The organism is Legionella genomosp. 1 (genome assembly GCF_900640215.1).
GTDB lineage: Bacteria > Pseudomonadota > Gammaproteobacteria > Legionellales > Legionellaceae > Legionella_C > Legionella_C quinlivanii_A.
This window is the reverse complement of sequence record NZ_CAAAJH010000011.1, coordinates 78,993-96,212: the sequence shown is the minus strand read 5'-3', so window position 1 is coordinate 96,212 and position 17,220 is coordinate 78,993. Positions and strand designations below refer to the sequence as shown.

Sequence of the window (17,220 nt, the reverse complement as noted above, 5' to 3'; positions counted from 1 at the left end):
CTCCGAATTAATAACTTTCGCTCATTTCCCATTGCGACAAAACCGCTTCCATCGAATCATTGTCATGAACACAAGCGGCAGATAATGAACGATCAATTCGCTTGACCAAGCCAGACAATACTCTCCCTGGCCCGCACTCGATGATATGCTCCACTCCATTGGTTTTAAATAACTGTATAGTCTCAACCCAGCGAACAGGGCGGTATAGCTGTTCTTTTAAAAGCGTTCTCATTTGCTGGATAGATTGATAAACTGCCAGATTCACATTACTGATCACAGCAAAATCCGGCACCCTGAAATCTGCAGCATTCAAATCGCTTTCAAACGCGGTTGCGGCGTCTTTTAATAAATCACAATGACAGGGAACACTGACCGGGATAAGCTTTGCAAGCTTGGCACCGGCTTCTTCCGCATTTCTGATAGCATTTTCAACGGCAGCGCTATGACCCGCAATAACCACCTGACCTATCGCATTGTAATTGGCAGGACTGACTTTAAGCTGTGAGTCGCTAGATTGCTTGCATAGCTCAACAACCTGTTCATCAGTCAATCCAACAATAGCAGCCATAGCGCCCAAACCCATTGGTACTGTTTGTTGCATTAACTGACCGCGCTTTTCAACCAGTTTTGCTGCTGTTTGAAGACTTAGCGCATTAGCGCAAACCAAAGCGGCATATTCACCTAGACTATGCCCTGCCATGAAGCGTGGGCGCGGTAGTTCCTGCTGCTTCAAGGCTCTGAAAACAGCAACATCAGCGGTTAACATTGCAACCTGCGTGTATTCAGTTTGATTAAGACGGGCTTCCGGACCATTTTGAACCAAATGCCATAGATCATAGCCCAAGGCGTCAGATACCTGGTTAAATGTTTTATTAATAACAGGAAAGGCCTCAGCAAGTTCAGCCAGCATACCTACTGATTGAGATCCCTGTCCGGGGAATACAAATGCCAGATTTGCCATAAAATAAATCTCCAGAATGGATTAGTAACGAATGACCAGGGCACCCCAGGTCATACCGGCACCAAAGGATTCAAGAAGTAATAACTCATCACGTTTAATGGAGCCATTTTTGATTGCAAAATCAAGAGCCAGGGGAATAGAGGCAGCAGAAGTGTTGCCTTGATTCTCAATAGTAACAATGACCTGTGACATGGGTAAGTCCAGTTTCCTGGCGATTCCCTTAATAATCCGAATATTGGCCTGATGTGGAACTAACCAGTTTATGTCTGATTTCTTCAGCTGGCTGGCTTCAAGAATTTCATCAACAATGTCACCCATGATATTAACTGCAATTTTAAACACCTCGTTTCCGCGCATGCCAATATAGGAGCGCTGGCCTTGAGTGGTAAAATTTTCATAGGTGAGTAAAGCATCCGCATCAAAAGAGGAATGCAGTTTACTGGCAATAATTCCATCTCTTTCGGAGTCTGCAGACAAGACAACAGCTCCTGCGCCATCGCCGAAAAGAATACTGGTAGAACGGTCTTCCCAATTTACTGCGTGAGACATACGCTCACTACCTATTACAAGAATATGCTTTGCAGCTCCGGAACGGATAAAATTCCATGCGTTGTCCATAGCATAGACAAAACCACTGCAGGCAGCACTGATATCAAATGCCGGAATTGGTTTTTTTATGTTCAGTGCTTTTTGAACATGACAGGCCATGCTCGGAAAAAAATGATCAGGGGTACAGGTTGCGACAATAATGACGTCGATATCGTCTGCTTCAATAGTAGAAGACTCCAGTGCTTTCCTGGCAGCTTCTGACGCCATAAAAAAAACAGTTTCCTCATCATTGGCAATATGTCTGCTGCTGATACCTGTTCTTGAATGAATCCACTCATGAGTGGTATCCAGTCTGGACTCAAGTTCGACATTGCTCAATTGATGCTTTGGTAAGTAACTGCCTGTACCATTAATTACAGCATTTTTCATAACAATAAGCCTTGATTGATAAAATCGGTTATTTGCTCACGCACAAGGTCCACTACATTGTTCTTAACTTGTAAAATTGCTTCTTCAATGGCATTTTGAAAAGCCAGTTCGTTTGCACCGCCGTGACTTTTAATGACAATACCATTCAACCCAAGCATACTGGCTCCATTATATCGGGCAGGATCCATACGGGTTTTAAGATGATTTAGCGCAGGTTTGGCAATCAAGCCCGCAAGTTTGGTTAAAAATGAGCGTGAAAAGGACTCCCTGAGAACAGAAAGCATTAACTTGGCCAATCCTTCGCTTGCTTTTAAGGCAACATTACCAACAAAACCATCGCAGACTACCAAATCTACTTCACCAGAGTAAAACTGGTCCCCTTCCACATAGCCAACATAATTCATGAGTGTACATTCGGCCAGCATATGGGCGGTACGTTTTACCTGATCATTTCCCTTGATCTCTTCAACACCAATATTTAGCAATGCGATTTTGGGTTGACGTTTTTTATCAACAGCCTGGATTAGAGCCGAGCCCATTACAGCAAACTGAAAAAGATGCTCAGCACAGGAATCAACATTAGCACCCAGATCAATGACCCGGGTTTTTCCCTGCTGTGTCGGCAAGGTAGCTATTATTGCCGGACGATCAATACCGGGTAAGGTTTTCAGGACAAAACGCGCGGTAGCCATCAATGCACCGGTATTTCCAGCACTGACACAGGCCTCTGCCTTTCCTTCTTTCACCAGATTAATCGCAACTCGCATGGATGAATCTTTTTTGTTTCGCATTGCCTGAGAAGGCAGTTCATCCATACCCACAATTTCAGAAGCATGCACTACTGTGATTTGCTCTGGATTCGCAGTATGTTTTTTTAGCAATGAGTTAACTTGTGTTTGATCGCCAACCAGAATCAGCTTAAGTTCCGCGTTTTGCTGAACAGCTCGAACACAAGCAGGAATCACCACCTTAAGGCCATGATCCCCTCCCATCGCATCAACGGCAATTGTTATGCTTTTCAAGCGAATTACTCTTCTTTCTCGTCTTCGTAGACATTATCGTTGTCAAGCACTTTGCGGCCACGATAATAACCATCCGGGGTGATGTGATGTCGGCGATGCGTTTCACCTGTTGTGCTATCTACGGATAAAGTAGGTCCGGTCAAAGCATCGTGTGAACGTCGTTGATCACGTCGTGAGCGTGATTTTTTATTCTGTTGAACAGCCATTGTATTACTCCTAGGCGAATAGTCTAATGTTGGGCGAAATATTACCCATTTTTTCCCTATAATCCAAGTCTTAGTGCAACTAATATTGGAATTTAGCAAAAATTGCTGCGTATTATACTTCAATTTCCCATTATTCGGAAATTTCCGCGATTAATTTTAAATGTTCATGTGTTGCTGCATTTCAGCATCGCAATCCTCGACATGCTCATGAAGCATTGGACTGTAGAGAAATAGCTCATCAGTAACCAGTTGTTTCAAGTCAACCTCATCCTTCTCATAAACAACTGTCTCAAATTCAGCCATCAGTTTTTCAGCAATGGTTTCAGAGGCACATAGGGCGAGTTCCGTTGAGTTGGAATAATCGCAGGTAAATTCATTTAAACATCGCTGGCAGATGATTGTCAGCTTTCCGCTCACGGTCATGCTTAATAAATAATAATTTCGACAAAACTCAATCTTAAACTGACAGACCAGCTCACAAGGCGGCTGTATATGCTGCGGCAGACGCTCAGTCAGTTCGATTAAAGCCTGCTGATAATCATTATATTCGAGGTATTTTTTCAGATTAATTATCATAAAAACTCAATTCCAGGTAACTGCGTCTGGAGCACATATATGCACAACCGACGTACAGTGTAAATCAGTTAAATCTTCACCGGATTTATGGTCAAAGGCTCGCGATCAGTATAAACGGATACGCCGAAGGGGCCAATATTTTTTCCTGTACATCGATATCTCAGGTAATCAATAAGATGCAGGGTCAAAGCAGCGATGGTTCTGGTATTATGCCGTTCAAATTGAATCCAGCTGGCCCTCTTCCCTTCATTATTCTCGGTAACACCAAATAAAACCTCTTTGAGAACGACTCCTGAAAATGAATATTGCTGCACAATAGACTGATGAGATGAGCGGCGCTTCTGCAGTCGCTCTTTAAACTGCATGGATATTTCAGAATAAAAAAAACCATCATCTTCAAATCTAAGATGTGCGCCTTTTAACATTTCTTCAAGAACTTCTGCCGTCAGGCGCTTATTGTGGTTCAAATCAAGGCGCAATCTGTTAACCACAAGTACAATAAAACTAATCTCCGAATGAGTGGCAGGAACTATTTCTCCGCTTTCGATTAAATGCCTGATAGATAAACTTTCACAATATGTATTTTCAATTTTACTGAAAAATTTAGTTAGTCGAGCTATTTCAGGCATAATTATTCGGAGATTTTGGGAAGTATACTTTAAGTATATTTTACTTGTGAAATAACGCCATTCTCGATTGGAATGATTTGAAGATTTGCTTTATATCGTGTAGAAACTCCTTTTCCACACAATTGATGCTAAGTTATACATATACATATTTAATAAATGAGTTCATCATGTGGGAAAAACTGGGAGAAGGAACCTTTAATGTTGCTTACGTTAATGAAGATAAAACTAAAGTCTTTAAAGTTCAGAAATCTTTAGGACCGCAAGGATATGTACCGCCTACCGACGGGCCTGAACGCTCAGCCAGATTATGGAACGAGATTAACCATAATTATCCACCACCAGCCTATTTACATACTGATAATGACAGTGTTCCTCCCAAAACAGGATGGGTTTGTCCTTTTATCAAAGGTAAAAATGCATCGGATCGGGAGATAGGTAACGCACTGTTAGACATTTTTAATCGTACGGGCCGTATTGTCCTTGATGCCTATGTACCTGGAAATTTCAAGAAGGACGAAAAGGGTAATATTGCCTGTGTTGATATTGGAATGGCGTTCCAGTTGCAGCAGCAGGAAGAGGCCTTCTTTGCTCAATATCAAAGACAAAGAGGCACCAGACCTGCCAGCATGATAAGTAACTCTGAATGGAGACGTGGCTATGACAAGATCTATAGCACTTTTCCATTTATCCCAACAATCATTGCCTCTAATACAGTGAATACGACAAAAGCGTTATTATTTATCAAAATGAATCGTCCAGACATCTATAATGTTGATTTCTTAAAATCAGATAAATCTATGATTAAAAAGTTGGCCGCGGCTTATGATGAATCAGTAAACCCATCATCACCGCAACCTAATCATGAGGTAATTTCGGCTGCTAAACAGATTCTTACGCATGAAAAACCTATTTCAATGAATCAGTTAAAAGAGAGCTGTAAAGCTGAGCTTGAACGATATATTAATTCCCGGGGCACTTTAAATCTCGACGGCGAGTTTAGCCCATCTTTCAGGACTAAATTTTTTAGAAATCAAACGTTAACAGCCAAAAAAGTAGACGTCGCAAAAGAGCTGCTTCAAGAGCTCGACGATGCGAACAGCCCGGAAGATATTCAATTGGCTATCCAGAGGATTAAGGAAGACCCAGAGCTTATCAGTCAGGGAGTAATTGCTGATGAACTTCTAAATAGAATTAACAAATGTTCATTTATTATTGACAATGTGAGTGAATTCAATTTGACTGCATCTAACAGTCAAGCGCTGACTCATTAGCTGTCAGAGGTGAATCACTTGCTGAATCTGAAGTTTAAAGAGAATTTAATTTTCATAATAGGGTTTCAGTGAGAAGCCACTTGACTTAAAATAGATATATTTTAAACATTTGTAGGATTATGAAAGCAAAGGTTATTGTGGGCATGTCCGGAGGTGTCGACTCCTCAGTGGCGGCCTGGTTACTCAAGGAGCAAGGCTATCAGGTCGAAGGCTTGTTCATGAAGAATTGGGAGCAGGACGACCAAGACAATTATTGTCCTGCAGCAGTAGATTTGGCAGACGCAGAAGCAGTCGCAAGCAAGCTGAATATCCCTCTGCACTGTGTTAATTTTTCAGGTGAATACTGGAATAGAGTTTTTACTCATTTTTTAAATGAATATGAATCCGGAAGAACACCGAATCCAGATGTGCTTTGTAATAAAGAAATCAAATTTAAAGCTTTTCTGGATTATGCCTTAGGTATGGGGGCTGATTTTATTGCAACCGGTCATTATGCTAAAATCAGACATGAAAGCCCATTCCCTGCATTGCTGAAAGCCAAGGATCGTGAGAAAGACCAAACTTACTTTTTACATGCAGTAGAACCTTCTGCTCTAGCTAAAACTTTATTTCCAATAGGTGACTACCACAAGACGGAAATCAGAGAAATGGCCAAAGAACTGGGATTGATTACCCATGATAAAAAGGATTCCACAGGAATTTGTTTTATTGGCGAAAAGAAATTTAAAAACTTTCTGAATGAGTTTATTCTGGCCAAACCTGGTCCAATAAAAACTACAAAAGGTGATATAATAGGACAACATGATGGTTTAATGTTCTATACACTAGGACAAAGGCAAGGCCTGGGCATTGGAGGGCTTGCTAACTCAGGTGACGAGCCCTGGTATGTGGTTGATAAGGATCTGGCGAATAATACTTTAGTTATTGCCCAGGGACAGAGCCATCCAATGCTTTATTCGCAAGGGTTGATGTGCAGTGAAATACACTGGCTTGCGGATTATAAAGATCAATTGCCAATCACCTGCTATGCTAAAACCCGATACAGGCAAACAGAGCAAGCCTGCATCATTTCACCACTGAATAATAAGCAGCATTGTGTGATGTTTGCAGATCCTCAGCGGGCAGTTACTCCCGGGCAATATATTGTGTTCTATGATAAAAACCAATGCCTCGGTGGTGCTATAATTGAGCAAAATATTCGATAAACTGATACATTTTTTTGGAGTTACAAATGGACGCCACAATGACAGAAACCTCTTCCGTTCATTTTACCGTCAGTGCAGCCGACAAGGTTGCCTCTTTATTGGCTGAAGAAGATAATCCTAAACTCAACCTCCGGGTTTTCATTAGCGGTGGAGGGTGTTCGGGTTATCAGTATGGCTTTACCTTTGACGATGTCATTAATGAGGACGATACCATCGTCTCCCAGCAATGCTCAGATGGCAGTTCACGAGTGAATTTATTGATTGATTCTATGAGCTATCAATATCTTTCTGATGCAGAAATCGATTATGTCAAAGGCATACAGGGCGAACAGTTTGTAATTCGTAACCCTAATGCAAAAACAACTTGTGGTTGTGGTTCTTCTTTCAGTATGGATGAGGATGAGTAGTATTTTATTTCTATTTCCCCATATCTGCCATTAAGTTAAAGTTAGGGTTTTGTCGTTCCCGCGAAGGAATCCATTCAGCGGTTGGAATTATAGTTAGCTCAGAGGTGGGTCCCCGCCTTCGCGGGGATGACAGTTTTATATACAATTGAGCTTAATTTTTTGCAGTGGGTTCTATCCTTTCCTGCTACGCTCCGCGACTTGTTCGCGGGATCCAGGTGTAGACTTAACTCTAGTAAGGTCTAACAATCACTTTTGTTCCAATCTTGACGAAATTCTGATTTAACCATTTAGCATCGCCAGGTCTTACGCGAATACATCCGTGACTGGCATTGTAATTGGGAACATCAGGAGATCCGTGTATTGCATAATATTTACTGAAAAACATGCAATAAGGCATAGGAGCTCCGCCCTTTCCCAAAGGATAACGGCTGGAACGGCATCCTGCCCCGCTTTTACTCATTACTCGATAAGTTCCCGAAGGGGTTTTACAAGAGCGTTTGATATCACGGCAGTAATGACTTCCACCAGATGCTTTTCCGCTTCGTACCACCTTCCCATTACTGGATATCGCAACCCAGGTTAATTTTCTCGGATTAAAAATAAATGTATTGGATGCTACATTAATGTGAGGTACATTGTCTGGAATTATTGCATTGTCGGCATAGGCATTATCGAATACACAAAAAGCAAATGCAGCGAGGATGAATTTGCGGAGGTTTCTTGCTTCCATGATCTGTCCTTTAGATGATCCTAACCTAAATATAGTTCATTTATTAGGCAGTTCCAGTCTTCGGGAATTAAGAGTTGTTTTGCTGATAATCAAAATGGAAGGATTTTTATTTTTATCAAGCCATTGAAGCAGCAATTGCAGATTTTTTTCCTCCATTGCAATGCAACCATGTGTTCCCTGATTCTCAGAACGCCATATGTGGAGAAAAATGGCACTTCCCTTTCCGGGAATAATAGGCGAAGTATTGTAATCGATGACCGCTCCCATTCGATAAATATCGATTAACATGGGCTCATAGCTGTTAGCCGTTGTTGGGCCAGTAATCCAGGTATTATATTCAGAGCTATTTACATCATCGATAAATTTATCCTCTTTAGTGACGAATCGCGTATCCATACGTAAACTCATGGGATTACTAGCGAATACATTGTGAATACGAAATAATCCGGCAGGTGTTTTTTTATCCCCTTCTATTTTCATACCAGGTTCAGCAACACCGGACTGGCCAAGCACCGCCGGTATAGCACTCGAATTTTTAGGCTGCCAAATGCGCTTTTTTCACATAGAAATAATTTTGCCTTAACCCCGCCAACAGGCTCAACCACGATCAATTGAGAAACTGTGGAAGCGATGGGGTATTGTACATCGCATGGATTAGCTTCTTTAGCCCAGCACGTCGGGAGGGCATATACACTGGCCAGTAGTCCAGTAATAATTAGGAAATTTTTCATTCATAGATCCGCTGGTCTACCTGGTGTTGAAAAGCCAATAGCGAAGGCTTGTGGCGATCCGGAATTATTTAATTGATCCAGGAAGACCAGCTTGAAATACCCTTTATCCGCTAAAGAGCTCAAGTCAGTATTTTCCGGATAATATTTTAATAGTGGAAAAAATAGGGATTGACCAATCACATAGCGCTTATCTTTGGTTGGGGGCGATAATCCCCATATGTTTTGATAAGTGATTGCCTCAGATTCATTATTGGAAGTGTTCTTATTGCCCAAATAAAGCATGACGTGCCCGCCAATATAAATCAAAGTCATTAAAGGATGACCTTTCTCTTTGAGTAATGCCAGGCGCTCATCGACATTTTTTTTCGATAAATCAACTACTGAGCCCAATTGTCCTTGCTGAGCTGAATTACGAGGCAGCCAGATTCCCAAAGGAGTGAACAGGCTTTTTAATTCCTGTGAACAATCATTATAAAAATAGGCGCCGCCCCAGCCATAAGGTCTGTTTTGCAGTTGTATTAACAACTGTGAAATTGTTTTTTTGGATGCGGGAACAGGCATTAGCTCGGAGGAATTAGTACTGATCATACCAATTCTGATAACCGCCTGATTATGATTGTTTTTTGCAGGAATCAGTACCGATGTGGACTGCTTATTACGTTCCACCAGAGGAAAAACTCCACCGATATACCCTGTAAATTGTGAGTTCCCTGTTTTATCAAGAATTTCAGTTTGTGTTTTCGTTATTGCAATCAGCTTTTTTTTAGCAGCCTTCTGCCACTGATTGACAAATGGACCGGAAGCAAGCGCAATATCATTGCTTTTTACCCAGGCAAAATATGCATCTGGAGTTAAAACCAGCGCCCAGGCTTTGTCATTTGAATAGGCAAATACATAAAGCGGTGTACCACTCCAAATTGCCGACTCTTGTAAATTATCAAAAGGAAATCCTTGCCCTGGAAGGCTGAAATGGTAAAAATCAGGAGCTGATTCAGGTAGTGCGCGAGCATAACTGTTATTGATTGCGATAGCTCGGTTTACTTCAGAAAACTCAAGGTTTTCCAAAGCAGGAAGATTCATATTGCGTTGTATCCGGTTTAGCCATTTAGCATCATGTTCTTTGAAGTTTTCACCATAATGACGCGCCGCAGGTTCCTTGTTTTGATTGTTGAATTCATCGAGTATTTCCAGTTCAGTTTGTTTTATTTTGGGAAAAAGTGAACGGACCAGGCCTTCGCTCCAGGGAGACAAGCCATTCGTATCACTGGAGTAATAATGCTGGTAGAATCGCTCCAACTGCGACTCCTGATAATTATTGCTTAGTATTGGCACATCGTAATCACTGCTGTCATCGGGAAGATAATCATTGACCTTTTGTGAATACAGCTCGAGTGGAAAATCATAGATTGGAACTTCAACCGCATGCCCGTTTACCGGAATTAAAATAGCAAGAATGCAAAATAAAGCGAATGATCTTAAAGCAAATCCTGACATTAAAACACACTGAATGGACGATTTTGCACCATTCTATCATATAAATTTAATCGCTAAAAGAAGAGTGTATTTACACCTCCTCCTCAAAGCGATTTACTCCCGATTTTTTTACTAAAAATTCTATAAAATTTTTGTGGCTCGCTAGTTCTTCCTCACTGGCGCTATACACCGGAATATTATACTGAATATTACTGACTACCGCTTCGGTTTCAACAATAATTTGCTGCTCTTCTTCCAGATCGCTGCCAAATAAGCTGGTTTGCCCGCCAGTCATTGCCAGATAAACAAATGCCAAGATTTCAGCATCAAGGAGCGCTCCATGAAACTGGCGATGCGAATTGTCAATTTCATAGCGTTTACAAAGCGCGTCGAGACTATTTCGCTGGCCAGGATGTTTTTCTTTTGCCATCACCAGGGTATCAAGGACCATGCAATATTTATCAAGTCGATGAGGATGCTTCAGATGCCCGAGTTCAGCATTGATGAAGCCCACATCGAAGGGGGCATTGTGAATGATTAATTCGCTATCGCAGATGAAATTGAGAAACTCATCCGCAATTTCTGAAAAACGGGGCTTATCTTTTAAAAATTCGGTACTGATCCCATGTACCCGAAATGCCCCTTCATCTACTTCCCGTTCAGGATTGATATAAACATGGTAATGCTTACCGGTTAATTTTCTATCAAGAAGCTCGACACAGCCAATTTCAATAATGCGGTGCCCGGCATCATGACTAATACCCGTGGTTTCTGTATCAAGAACGATTTGGCGCATAAAATTATCTCTTTAATTTAGTTTTGTAATAACTCTGAAATAGCAAGATTTGCCAGCTCGTCTGCCAGCTCATTTTCGACATGACCGGAATGCCCTTTCACCCAATGCCAGTTAATCTGATGTTTCTGAGCCAAAGCATCAAGCTGCTGCCAGAGATCGGCATTTTTTACAGCTTCTTTTTTAGAATTTTTCCATCCATTTTTTTTCCACTGAAAAAGCCATCCCGTCATACCTTGACGAACATATTGGGAGTCAGTGTATAGCTCTACCTGGCAAGGACGATTCAAAAGAGTAAGTGCCTGGATGGCAGCCATCAGTTCCATTCGATTGTTTGTAGTATGCGCTTCCCCACCATATATTTTTTTTTCCTGGCCTTTATAGCGTAATAAAGCCCCCCATCCACCAGGACCGGGGTTGCCTTTGCATGCTCCATCAGTAAAAATTTCAACAATCATAGTGAATTCAATCTTCAATAAAGCGGGGAGTGTAACATCATTTTTGGAATTCTGAATTCTCCTTCTGATATTTTCTGTTTAGCAACTTCAATATCAGGTGAAAAATAACGATCTGATTCATAATGCCTGACGGATGATCTCAGCTTTTCATAGAAAAGCTTCAGAGGGGTTGATGTAAATAATGGCTGATGAAAATCGAGCCCCTGACAGGCAGCCAGCAACTCAATAGCCAGAATGGTTTTTGTATTATCAAGCATCAGATGTAATCGTCTGGCTGCATTTGTGGCCATGGAAACATGATCTTCCTGATTGGCAGAAGTCGGCAAACTGTCGACTGAATGCGGATGCGCCAAAGCTTTGTTGTCGCTGGCACAGGCTGCCGCTGTCACATGAGCAATCATAAATCCAGAATTAAGCCCCCCTTCCTTCACCAGATAAGCCGGTAATCCGCTGAAATTCTTGTCTATAAGCAAGGCTATTCGTCTTTCAGAGTTAGCCCCTATTTCTGCAATAGCAAGCGCCAAATTATCGGCCGCCATAGCCAGTGCTTCACCATGAAAGTTACCACCCGATAATATTTCATGTTCTCTTGTGAAAACCAGAGGATTATCAGTAATTGCATTGACCTCAACCGCCAGAGTATCTCTGACAAAATTCATTTGATGCAAAACTGCACCCATGATCTGTGGCTGACATCGTAGTGAATAAGGATCCTGCACTCTATTGCAGGAACGATGAGACTCTCTGATTTCACTTTTAGCCAATAACTCGCGATAAAACTGTGCGACGACACGCTGCGACTGATGTCCACGAATTCGATGAATGCGATCATCAAAAGGCGTATCGCTTCCCAGCGCCGCATCCAGTGAAAGGCAGCCGGCAATTATAGCGGTTTCAAACAAAGTCACACATTGATAATAAGCCTGTAAACAGATGGCGGCAGAAACCTGTAAGCCATTCAATAAGGCCAGCCCCTCTTTGGGGCCAAGTTCCAGGGATTTTAAGCCGGTAAGTGCCAATCCTTCTTCAGCAGGCATTACTTTACCTTGATAACGTACATTCCCGGCTCCAATTAATGGTAAACTAAGATGAGCAAGAGGAACCAGATCCCCTGAAGCCCCCACTGATCCTTTGGCGGGAACGCAAGGCCAGAGCTGATGGTTATACATCGACAGAAAAGCCTGAATCAGCGCCGGACTTACCCCAGAGTATCCCTGAGCAAGACTATTTATTTTCAGAAGAAGAATTGAGGCAACCGTCTCATCATCAAGAAGCTCGCCAGTTCCACAGGCATGCGACAAAACAATATTTCTCTGCAATTGTCTCAGATTCTCAGGACTTATTGTCTGAGACGCAAGCGAACCAAAGCCGGTATTAATTCCATAGACAATTTTTTTATCACGAATTACTGACTCCACTTCTTTGAAAGAGGCCTCAATATCGGCATGAGAACTTTCATCAAGCGCAATAACCTGCTTTGAAACCAAAAGCGCTCTGATTTTGGCCAGTGTTAATTCGCCCGGAACTATGCTTACAGGTTCAAACATGGGCTTTTTCCTCTTCCATAGGTATCCACAAATGATTTTCATGAGCACATTGTCTGGCCAGGGAGTAACCTGCATCGGCATGACGCATAACACCTGAAGCCGGATCGTTATATAATACTCTTGCCAATCGTCTGGCAGCCTCATCAGTTCCATCAGCAACGATGACCATTCCTGCATGCTGAGAAAATCCCATACCAACACCGCCGCCATGATGAATACTGACCCAGGTTGCCCCACTGGCACAATTGAGCAAGGCGTTCAGTAAAGGCCAATCGGAGACGGCATCGCTGCCGTCCATCATGCCTTCCGTCTCACGGTTTGGGCTTGCTACTGAACCGGAATCAAGATGATCGCGGCCAATCACAACAGGAGCTTTTAATTCCCCATTTTTAACCATTTGATTGAAGGCTAATCCCAGGCGTGCCCGGTCTTTGAGTCCAACCCAGCAAATTCTGGCTGGTAAGCCCTGGAAACTGATTCTTTCCTTCGCCATATCCAGCCAGCGATGAAGCGGCTGATTTTCCGGCAATAATTCTTTTACCTTTTCATCTGTTGCATAGATGTCTTCGGGATCTCCTGATAATGCAACCCAACGGAAAGGCCCCACGCCTTCACAAAACAACGGTCTGATATAGCTTGGAACAAAACCTGGAATGGCAAAGGCGTCTTTGACTCCAGTTTCAAATGCCATTTGGCGAATATTATTGCCATAATCAAATACTGGAATACCCTGTGTCTGGAAGTAAAGCATGGCTTTGACCTGCTCCGCCATTGATGACTTTGCTGCCGCTATAACTTCTTCGGGATGGGTTCGCCGCTGTGAAGCCGCTTTTTCCAAAGTCCATCCTTTTGGTAAATAACCATTGAGCGGATCATGGGCGCTGGTTTGATCGGTTATCAGATCGGGACGAATCCCGCGTTTTGCCAGCTCCGGATAAATATCGGCCGCATTACCGAGCAGACCAACTGAAACCGGCGCATTACTGCTGAGGGCTTCATTAATCCAATCCAAAGCCTCATCCAGATTATCAGTGCTTTTGTCCAGATAATGAGTGTGCAGCCGTTTATTGATACGGCTCTGATCGCATTCCACTGCCAGCATACTGGCACCTGCCATTGTAGCGGCTAAGGGTTGGGCCCCACCCATTCCTCCAAGCCCGGCAGTTAATATCCATTTTCCCGCCAGACTTCCCTGATAATGTTTTTTCCCTGCAGCAACAAAGGTTTCATAAGTACCTTGAACAATGCCTTGAGAGCCAATATAGATCCAGCTTCCTGCGGTCATCTGGCCATACATCATCAGACCTTTTTTGTCTAATTCATTGAAATGTTCCCAGTTTGCCCAATGGGGAACCAGATTAGAGTTGGCAATCAACACACGGGGAGCATCCTCATGCGTTGTAAAAACCCCTACTGGTTTGCCTGATTGGATTAAAAGCGTCTGATTCGATTCAAGCTTTTTTAAAATTCTGACTATTGCGTCAAAGCAGTCCCAGTTTCGCGCCGCTTTACCAAGTCCGCCATAGACAATTAATGAATCAGGTCTTTCTGCGACTTCCGGATCAAGGTTATTGCACAGCATTCGCAAGGCAGCTTCTGTTAGCCAGCTTCCTGCCTCGAGCTCATTGCCTGTTCTGGCCTTCACCAGTCGCTCCCTAGTAGATTGCACACTCATTGTACTGCTCCCTTAGACATTCCAAGGGGGATAGCATACACCAGAGTATGGTGTGCTGGAATATGGTAATTTGACAGAAAATATTCGCTTAATTAGAGAAGTGCAATGCGCTTTCTAATCAGGACTGACACTGTCCTGGTGAAAACTTTTAATCCACATGCTACACTTGCAGCAATATATGTGAAGATCCTTATCGTGAATACAATACCTTATACCCATCCGCCTTCTTTAAAAGTTTTTTTTGCCACAGAGATGTGGGAAAGATATGGCTTTTATGTGGTTCAATCCCTTTTAGCCCTCTATCTTGCTCTTCACTTTGAGTGGCCTGATGATCAGGTTTATTCATTAGTAGGCTCTTTCACCGCAGTTACCTATTTATCCCCATTAGTCGGTGGGTGGATAGCCGATAATTTATTGGGTCAGAAAAGAACAGTTATTGTGGGTGCCCTCTGCCTATTTACCAGTTATTTTTTTCTTTCTCTTTTTTCATCCCCCGCCATTCTGACTGCGGCTTTGTCGGGAATAGCAGTTGGTACAGGTCTTTTGAAACCCAATATTTCCTCGCTTCTTGGCAATGAATATTCTGCAGACTCTCCAAGGCGTGAAAGCGGTTTTACGATATTTTATATGGGGATTACTACTGGAATTATTCTCGGAACCACTTTGCCGAGCCAGCTAAATGAGCACTTCGGTTGGGGCGTTTCCTTTTTCAGTGCCGCGCTTGGGATGATCATCTCACTTTTTGTCTTCGGGTTCGGTGTTAAACTTTACAAAATTGAGGACTATCATCCTTTCCAGTATCAGGCGACCAAGCTATTTAAAGCAGCCGCTATTATGCTGGCATTGTGGGGAGTGTCTTTTCTTATTCTTAATTTCGCAAGTATTGCCAATGCGGCTTTTGGAACAGTAGTTGTCATTTCTCTCGCCTATCTGGTGACCACTATTCAGCGGGAAAGCGGTACTCAGGCCCGACAAACAATGGTTATTGGCCTTCTCTGCATGATTTCAGTAATGTTCTGGGCATTTTACTTTCAAATGTTCCTGTCTTTAACGTTACTGATTTCACGCGTCGTAGAACCCACATTGCTAGGTATTAACTTTCCACCGCCCTATTATGTCAGCATTCAAAGTTTCGGTATGCTGCTTTTTGGCTATTTTCTTTCACGCCGCACTCCGCGCCTGAATTCAATTCAAAATGGCTTAAGTACAGGCAACAAGTTTGTTCTGGCAATGATTTTCATGACCCTGGCTTATGGACTTATTACCTTTGTCTGTGTGACTGATAGCCATAGCCATCTGTTATCGCCCTGGTTATTTATCCCGGCGTATCTGCTTATCTCAATAGCGGAGCTATTGCTTTCACCTGTGGGTTTGTCTGCGATTACCGTATTGGCCAGCAGGCGTAAAGTAAGCACCATGATGGGAATTTTCTTTGTTTCTCTTGGCATCGGCGGCTTCCTCTCAGGTAAACTGGCTAATTTAACCTCTGTAGAAGGCGGTTCGACTATGTCTGTTTCGCTTTTGAAAATGCACTATGCCCAATCATTTACGCAGCTGTTAATTATCCTTCTGGTTGCGACATTACTTTGTATCGGTTTGAATCTGATAATCAGGAAGTTATTGCTTGGGAAATCAGACTAATGCGAAATTAAAATTGGACTGTTGTAAAAATTTTCCTGCCTCAATGGCGGTAGTTCCCGGCTTCTGTTAAAATCAGGCCCTTTAAAATTGAGATGAAATAGTCTATGTCTGAATACTCTACCCAGCTTAACCAGCTTCTTACATATCTTGATGACATTCATGCGAATGATATCAAAGTACTCGATGTCAAGGAGCAGACTACAATTACCGATTATATGATTATCGCAAGCGGGCGCTCTTCACGCCATGTTAAATCAATTGCAGATTTTGTCATGGAAAAAATGAAGGCTGATGGTTATCCCGCGCTTTCAGAGAATGGTATCGAACATGGTGACTGGGCTTTAGTAGACTTCGGCGATTATGTTCTCCATGTAATGCAGCCTGATAGCCGTGCCTTCTATAATCTTGAAGCCTTATGGGAAAAATAAGTCTGGCTATTGAACTCTATGTTTAAAATCACAATTATTGCCTGCGGTAATAAAATGCCCTCATGGGTCAATGAAGGTGTAAAGGAGTACGCCAAGCGCCTGAAAGAAGCTACGAGCCTGAATCTTGTAGAAATTCCTTTGGGTAAACGAAGCAGCTCCAGTGACTTGTCTAGACTGATGGAAAAAGAAGCTGAACTAATCCTCTCAGCAATTCCCTCCTCTTCCTACGTGATTGCACTGGCGATTAATGGTAAACAATTTAGCAGCGAAGCGCTGGCTGCCAAAGTCGAAAAGTTACAGCTTGGAAACAGCCATGTCTGTTTTATTATTGGTGGGCCAGAGGGATTGAGCACCGAGGTTCTCGAACGTGCTAATGAGCAGTGGTCACTGTCATATTTAACGCTGCCGCATCCTCTTGTAAGAATTATGTTACTCGAAAGTCTCTACCGTGCATGGTCGATAATTCAGAATCACCCTTATCACAAATGA

20 protein-coding genes are annotated in these 17,220 nt (G+C 42.6%); 6 read left to right on the top strand and 14 right to left on the bottom strand.

Annotation, left to right across the window (positions count from 1 at the left end):
- Positions 1-7: 7 nt before the first annotated feature.
- The 6 genes from fabD to E1O89_RS11100 form a co-directional block, all read right to left on the bottom strand.
- The gene (gene fabD / locus E1O89_RS11125) at positions 8-961 is read right to left on the bottom strand and encodes an ACP S-malonyltransferase (protein WP_133140219.1); all 954 of its coding nucleotides are present in this window, start codon (positions 959-961) and stop codon (positions 8-10) included.
- Positions 962-982: 21 nt separating this feature from the next.
- Positions 983-1,939 carry a beta-ketoacyl-ACP synthase III gene (locus E1O89_RS11120; protein ID WP_112219582.1) on the bottom strand — a complete coding sequence of 319 codons (957 nt, stop codon included), beginning with the start codon at positions 1,937-1,939 and terminating at the stop codon, positions 983-985.
- The gene (plsX, locus tag E1O89_RS11115; RefSeq protein WP_133140218.1) at positions 1,936-2,961 is read right to left on the bottom strand and encodes a phosphate acyltransferase PlsX; all 1,026 of its coding nucleotides are present in this window, start codon (positions 2,959-2,961) and stop codon (positions 1,936-1,938) included. The genes E1O89_RS11120 and plsX overlap by 4 nt, the downstream gene beginning before the upstream one ends.
- A gap of 5 nt (positions 2,962-2,966) precedes the next feature.
- Positions 2,967-3,167 carry a 50S ribosomal protein L32 gene (gene rpmF, locus E1O89_RS11110; protein WP_133140217.1) on the bottom strand — a complete coding sequence of 67 codons (201 nt, stop codon included), beginning with the start codon at positions 3,165-3,167 and terminating at the stop codon, positions 2,967-2,969.
- A gap of 156 nt (positions 3,168-3,323) precedes the next feature.
- Positions 3,324-3,743 carry a YceD family protein gene (locus E1O89_RS11105; RefSeq protein WP_133140216.1) on the bottom strand — a complete coding sequence of 140 codons (420 nt, stop codon included), beginning with the start codon at positions 3,741-3,743 and terminating at the stop codon, positions 3,324-3,326.
- Between the two features lie 68 nt (positions 3,744-3,811).
- Positions 3,812-4,372 carry a hypothetical protein gene (locus tag E1O89_RS11100; protein WP_133140215.1) on the bottom strand — a complete coding sequence of 187 codons (561 nt, stop codon included), beginning with the start codon at positions 4,370-4,372 and terminating at the stop codon, positions 3,812-3,814.
- Positions 4,373-4,494: 122 nt separating this feature from the next.
- Between E1O89_RS11100 and E1O89_RS11095 the strand changes: the two genes are divergently transcribed.
- The 3 genes from E1O89_RS11095 (at position 4,495) to erpA (ending at position 7,255) form a co-directional block, all read left to right on the top strand.
- On the top strand, positions 4,495-5,643 hold the full coding sequence (locus E1O89_RS11095; RefSeq protein WP_133140214.1) for a hypothetical protein: 1,149 nt from the start codon (positions 4,495-4,497) through the stop codon (positions 5,641-5,643).
- A 119-nt stretch (positions 5,644-5,762) separates the two neighbouring features.
- Positions 5,763-6,848, top strand: a complete 1,086-nt coding sequence (gene mnmA, locus E1O89_RS11090) for a tRNA 2-thiouridine(34) synthase MnmA (protein ID WP_133140213.1) — start codon at positions 5,763-5,765, stop codon at positions 6,846-6,848.
- A gap of 26 nt (positions 6,849-6,874) precedes the next feature.
- Entirely contained in the window at positions 6,875-7,255 is a 381-nt protein-coding gene (erpA, locus tag E1O89_RS11085) for an iron-sulfur cluster insertion protein ErpA (RefSeq protein WP_058506481.1), read from the top strand.
- A 229-nt stretch (positions 7,256-7,484) separates the two neighbouring features.
- On the opposite strand, the gene E1O89_RS11080 is transcribed toward erpA, so the two are convergent.
- From E1O89_RS11080 to hutU, 8 genes are all read right to left on the bottom strand, one after another.
- Positions 7,485-7,985, bottom strand: coding sequence for a L,D-transpeptidase (locus tag E1O89_RS11080; protein ID WP_133140212.1), 501 nt, complete (start codon positions 7,983-7,985; stop codon positions 7,485-7,487).
- Positions 7,986-8,021: 36 nt separating this feature from the next.
- Positions 8,022-8,465, bottom strand: coding sequence for a L,D-transpeptidase (locus E1O89_RS11075; RefSeq protein ID WP_133140211.1), 444 nt, complete (start codon positions 8,463-8,465; stop codon positions 8,022-8,024).
- Positions 8,462-8,716, bottom strand: coding sequence for a hypothetical protein (locus E1O89_RS11070; protein WP_133140210.1), 255 nt, complete (start codon positions 8,714-8,716; stop codon positions 8,462-8,464). Before E1O89_RS11070 ends, E1O89_RS11075 begins: the two co-directional genes overlap by 4 nt.
- Positions 8,717-10,210: an SH3 domain-containing protein gene (locus tag E1O89_RS11065; RefSeq protein ID WP_133140209.1), complete on the bottom strand. Its 1,494-nt coding sequence runs from the start codon at positions 10,208-10,210 to the stop codon at positions 8,717-8,719.
- Positions 10,211-10,280: 70 nt separating this feature from the next.
- A complete protein-coding gene (dnaQ, locus tag E1O89_RS11060) occupies positions 10,281-10,985 on the bottom strand; it encodes a DNA polymerase III subunit epsilon (protein WP_133140208.1) in 705 nt (234 codons plus the stop codon).
- 17 nt (positions 10,986-11,002) lie between these two features.
- Positions 11,003-11,440: a ribonuclease HI gene (gene rnhA / locus E1O89_RS11055; protein ID WP_133140207.1), complete on the bottom strand. Its 438-nt coding sequence runs from the start codon at positions 11,438-11,440 to the stop codon at positions 11,003-11,005.
- 14 nt (positions 11,441-11,454) lie between these two features.
- A complete protein-coding gene (gene hutH / locus E1O89_RS11050; protein ID WP_133140206.1) occupies positions 11,455-12,987 on the bottom strand; it encodes a histidine ammonia-lyase in 1,533 nt (510 codons plus the stop codon).
- A complete protein-coding gene (gene hutU / locus E1O89_RS11045; RefSeq protein WP_133140205.1) occupies positions 12,980-14,662 on the bottom strand; it encodes a urocanate hydratase in 1,683 nt (560 codons plus the stop codon). The genes hutH and hutU overlap by 8 nt, the downstream gene beginning before the upstream one ends.
- Before the next feature lie 195 nt (positions 14,663-14,857).
- Between hutU and E1O89_RS11040 the strand changes: the two genes are divergently transcribed.
- The 3 genes from E1O89_RS11040 (at position 14,858) to rlmH (ending at position 17,220) form a co-directional block, all read left to right on the top strand.
- Positions 14,858-16,303, top strand: coding sequence for a peptide MFS transporter (locus tag E1O89_RS11040; protein ID WP_262337499.1), 1,446 nt, complete (start codon positions 14,858-14,860; stop codon positions 16,301-16,303).
- 104 nt (positions 16,304-16,407) lie between these two features.
- Complete coding sequence (gene rsfS, locus E1O89_RS11035; RefSeq protein ID WP_112219594.1) at positions 16,408-16,731, top strand: ribosome silencing factor; 324 nt, start codon at positions 16,408-16,410, stop codon at positions 16,729-16,731.
- 18 nt (positions 16,732-16,749) lie between these two features.
- The gene (rlmH, locus tag E1O89_RS11030; protein WP_112219595.1) at positions 16,750-17,220 is read left to right on the top strand and encodes a 23S rRNA (pseudouridine(1915)-N(3))-methyltransferase RlmH; all 471 of its coding nucleotides are present in this window, start codon (positions 16,750-16,752) and stop codon (positions 17,218-17,220) included.

Excerpts from the sequence above, each read along its gene's own strand:
- E1O89_RS11070 (WP_133140210.1), bottom strand. The coding sequence starts at position 8,716 with ATGAAAAATTTCCTAATTATTACTGGACTACTGGCCAGTGTATATGCC.
- E1O89_RS11105 (WP_133140216.1), bottom strand. The coding sequence starts at position 3,743 with ATGATAATTAATCTGAAAAAATACCTCGAATATAATGATTATCAGCAG.
- rnhA (WP_133140207.1), bottom strand. The coding sequence starts at position 11,440 with ATGATTGTTGAAATTTTTACTGATGGAGCATGCAAAGGCAACCCCGGT.
- rlmH (WP_112219595.1), top strand. The coding sequence starts at position 16,750 with ATGTTTAAAATCACAATTATTGCCTGCGGTAATAAAATGCCCTCATGG.
- erpA (WP_058506481.1), top strand. The coding sequence starts at position 6,875 with ATGGACGCCACAATGACAGAAACCTCTTCCGTTCATTTTACCGTCAGT.
- E1O89_RS11100 (WP_133140215.1), bottom strand. The coding sequence starts at position 4,372 with ATGCCTGAAATAGCTCGACTAACTAAATTTTTCAGTAAAATTGAAAAT.
- E1O89_RS11065 (WP_133140209.1), bottom strand. The coding sequence starts at position 10,210 with ATGTCAGGATTTGCTTTAAGATCATTCGCTTTATTTTGCATTCTTGCT.
- rpmF (WP_133140217.1), bottom strand. The coding sequence starts at position 3,167 with ATGGCTGTTCAACAGAATAAAAAATCACGCTCACGACGTGATCAACGA.
- rsfS (WP_112219594.1), top strand. The coding sequence starts at position 16,408 with ATGTCTGAATACTCTACCCAGCTTAACCAGCTTCTTACATATCTTGAT.
- fabD (WP_133140219.1), bottom strand. The coding sequence starts at position 961 with ATGGCAAATCTGGCATTTGTATTCCCCGGACAGGGATCTCAATCAGTA.
- dnaQ (WP_133140208.1), bottom strand. The coding sequence starts at position 10,985 with ATGCGCCAAATCGTTCTTGATACAGAAACCACGGGTATTAGTCATGAT.
- hutH (WP_133140206.1), bottom strand. The coding sequence starts at position 12,987 with ATGTTTGAACCTGTAAGCATAGTTCCGGGCGAATTAACACTGGCCAAA.
- E1O89_RS11080 (WP_133140212.1), bottom strand. The coding sequence starts at position 7,985 with ATGGAAGCAAGAAACCTCCGCAAATTCATCCTCGCTGCATTTGCTTTT.
- mnmA (WP_133140213.1), top strand. The coding sequence starts at position 5,763 with ATGAAAGCAAAGGTTATTGTGGGCATGTCCGGAGGTGTCGACTCCTCA.
- hutU (WP_133140205.1), bottom strand. The coding sequence starts at position 14,662 with ATGAGTGTGCAATCTACTAGGGAGCGACTGGTGAAGGCCAGAACAGGC.
- E1O89_RS11075 (WP_133140211.1), bottom strand. The coding sequence starts at position 8,465 with ATGAAAATAGAAGGGGATAAAAAAACACCTGCCGGATTATTTCGTATT.
- E1O89_RS11120 (WP_112219582.1), bottom strand. The coding sequence starts at position 1,939 with ATGAAAAATGCTGTAATTAATGGTACAGGCAGTTACTTACCAAAGCAT.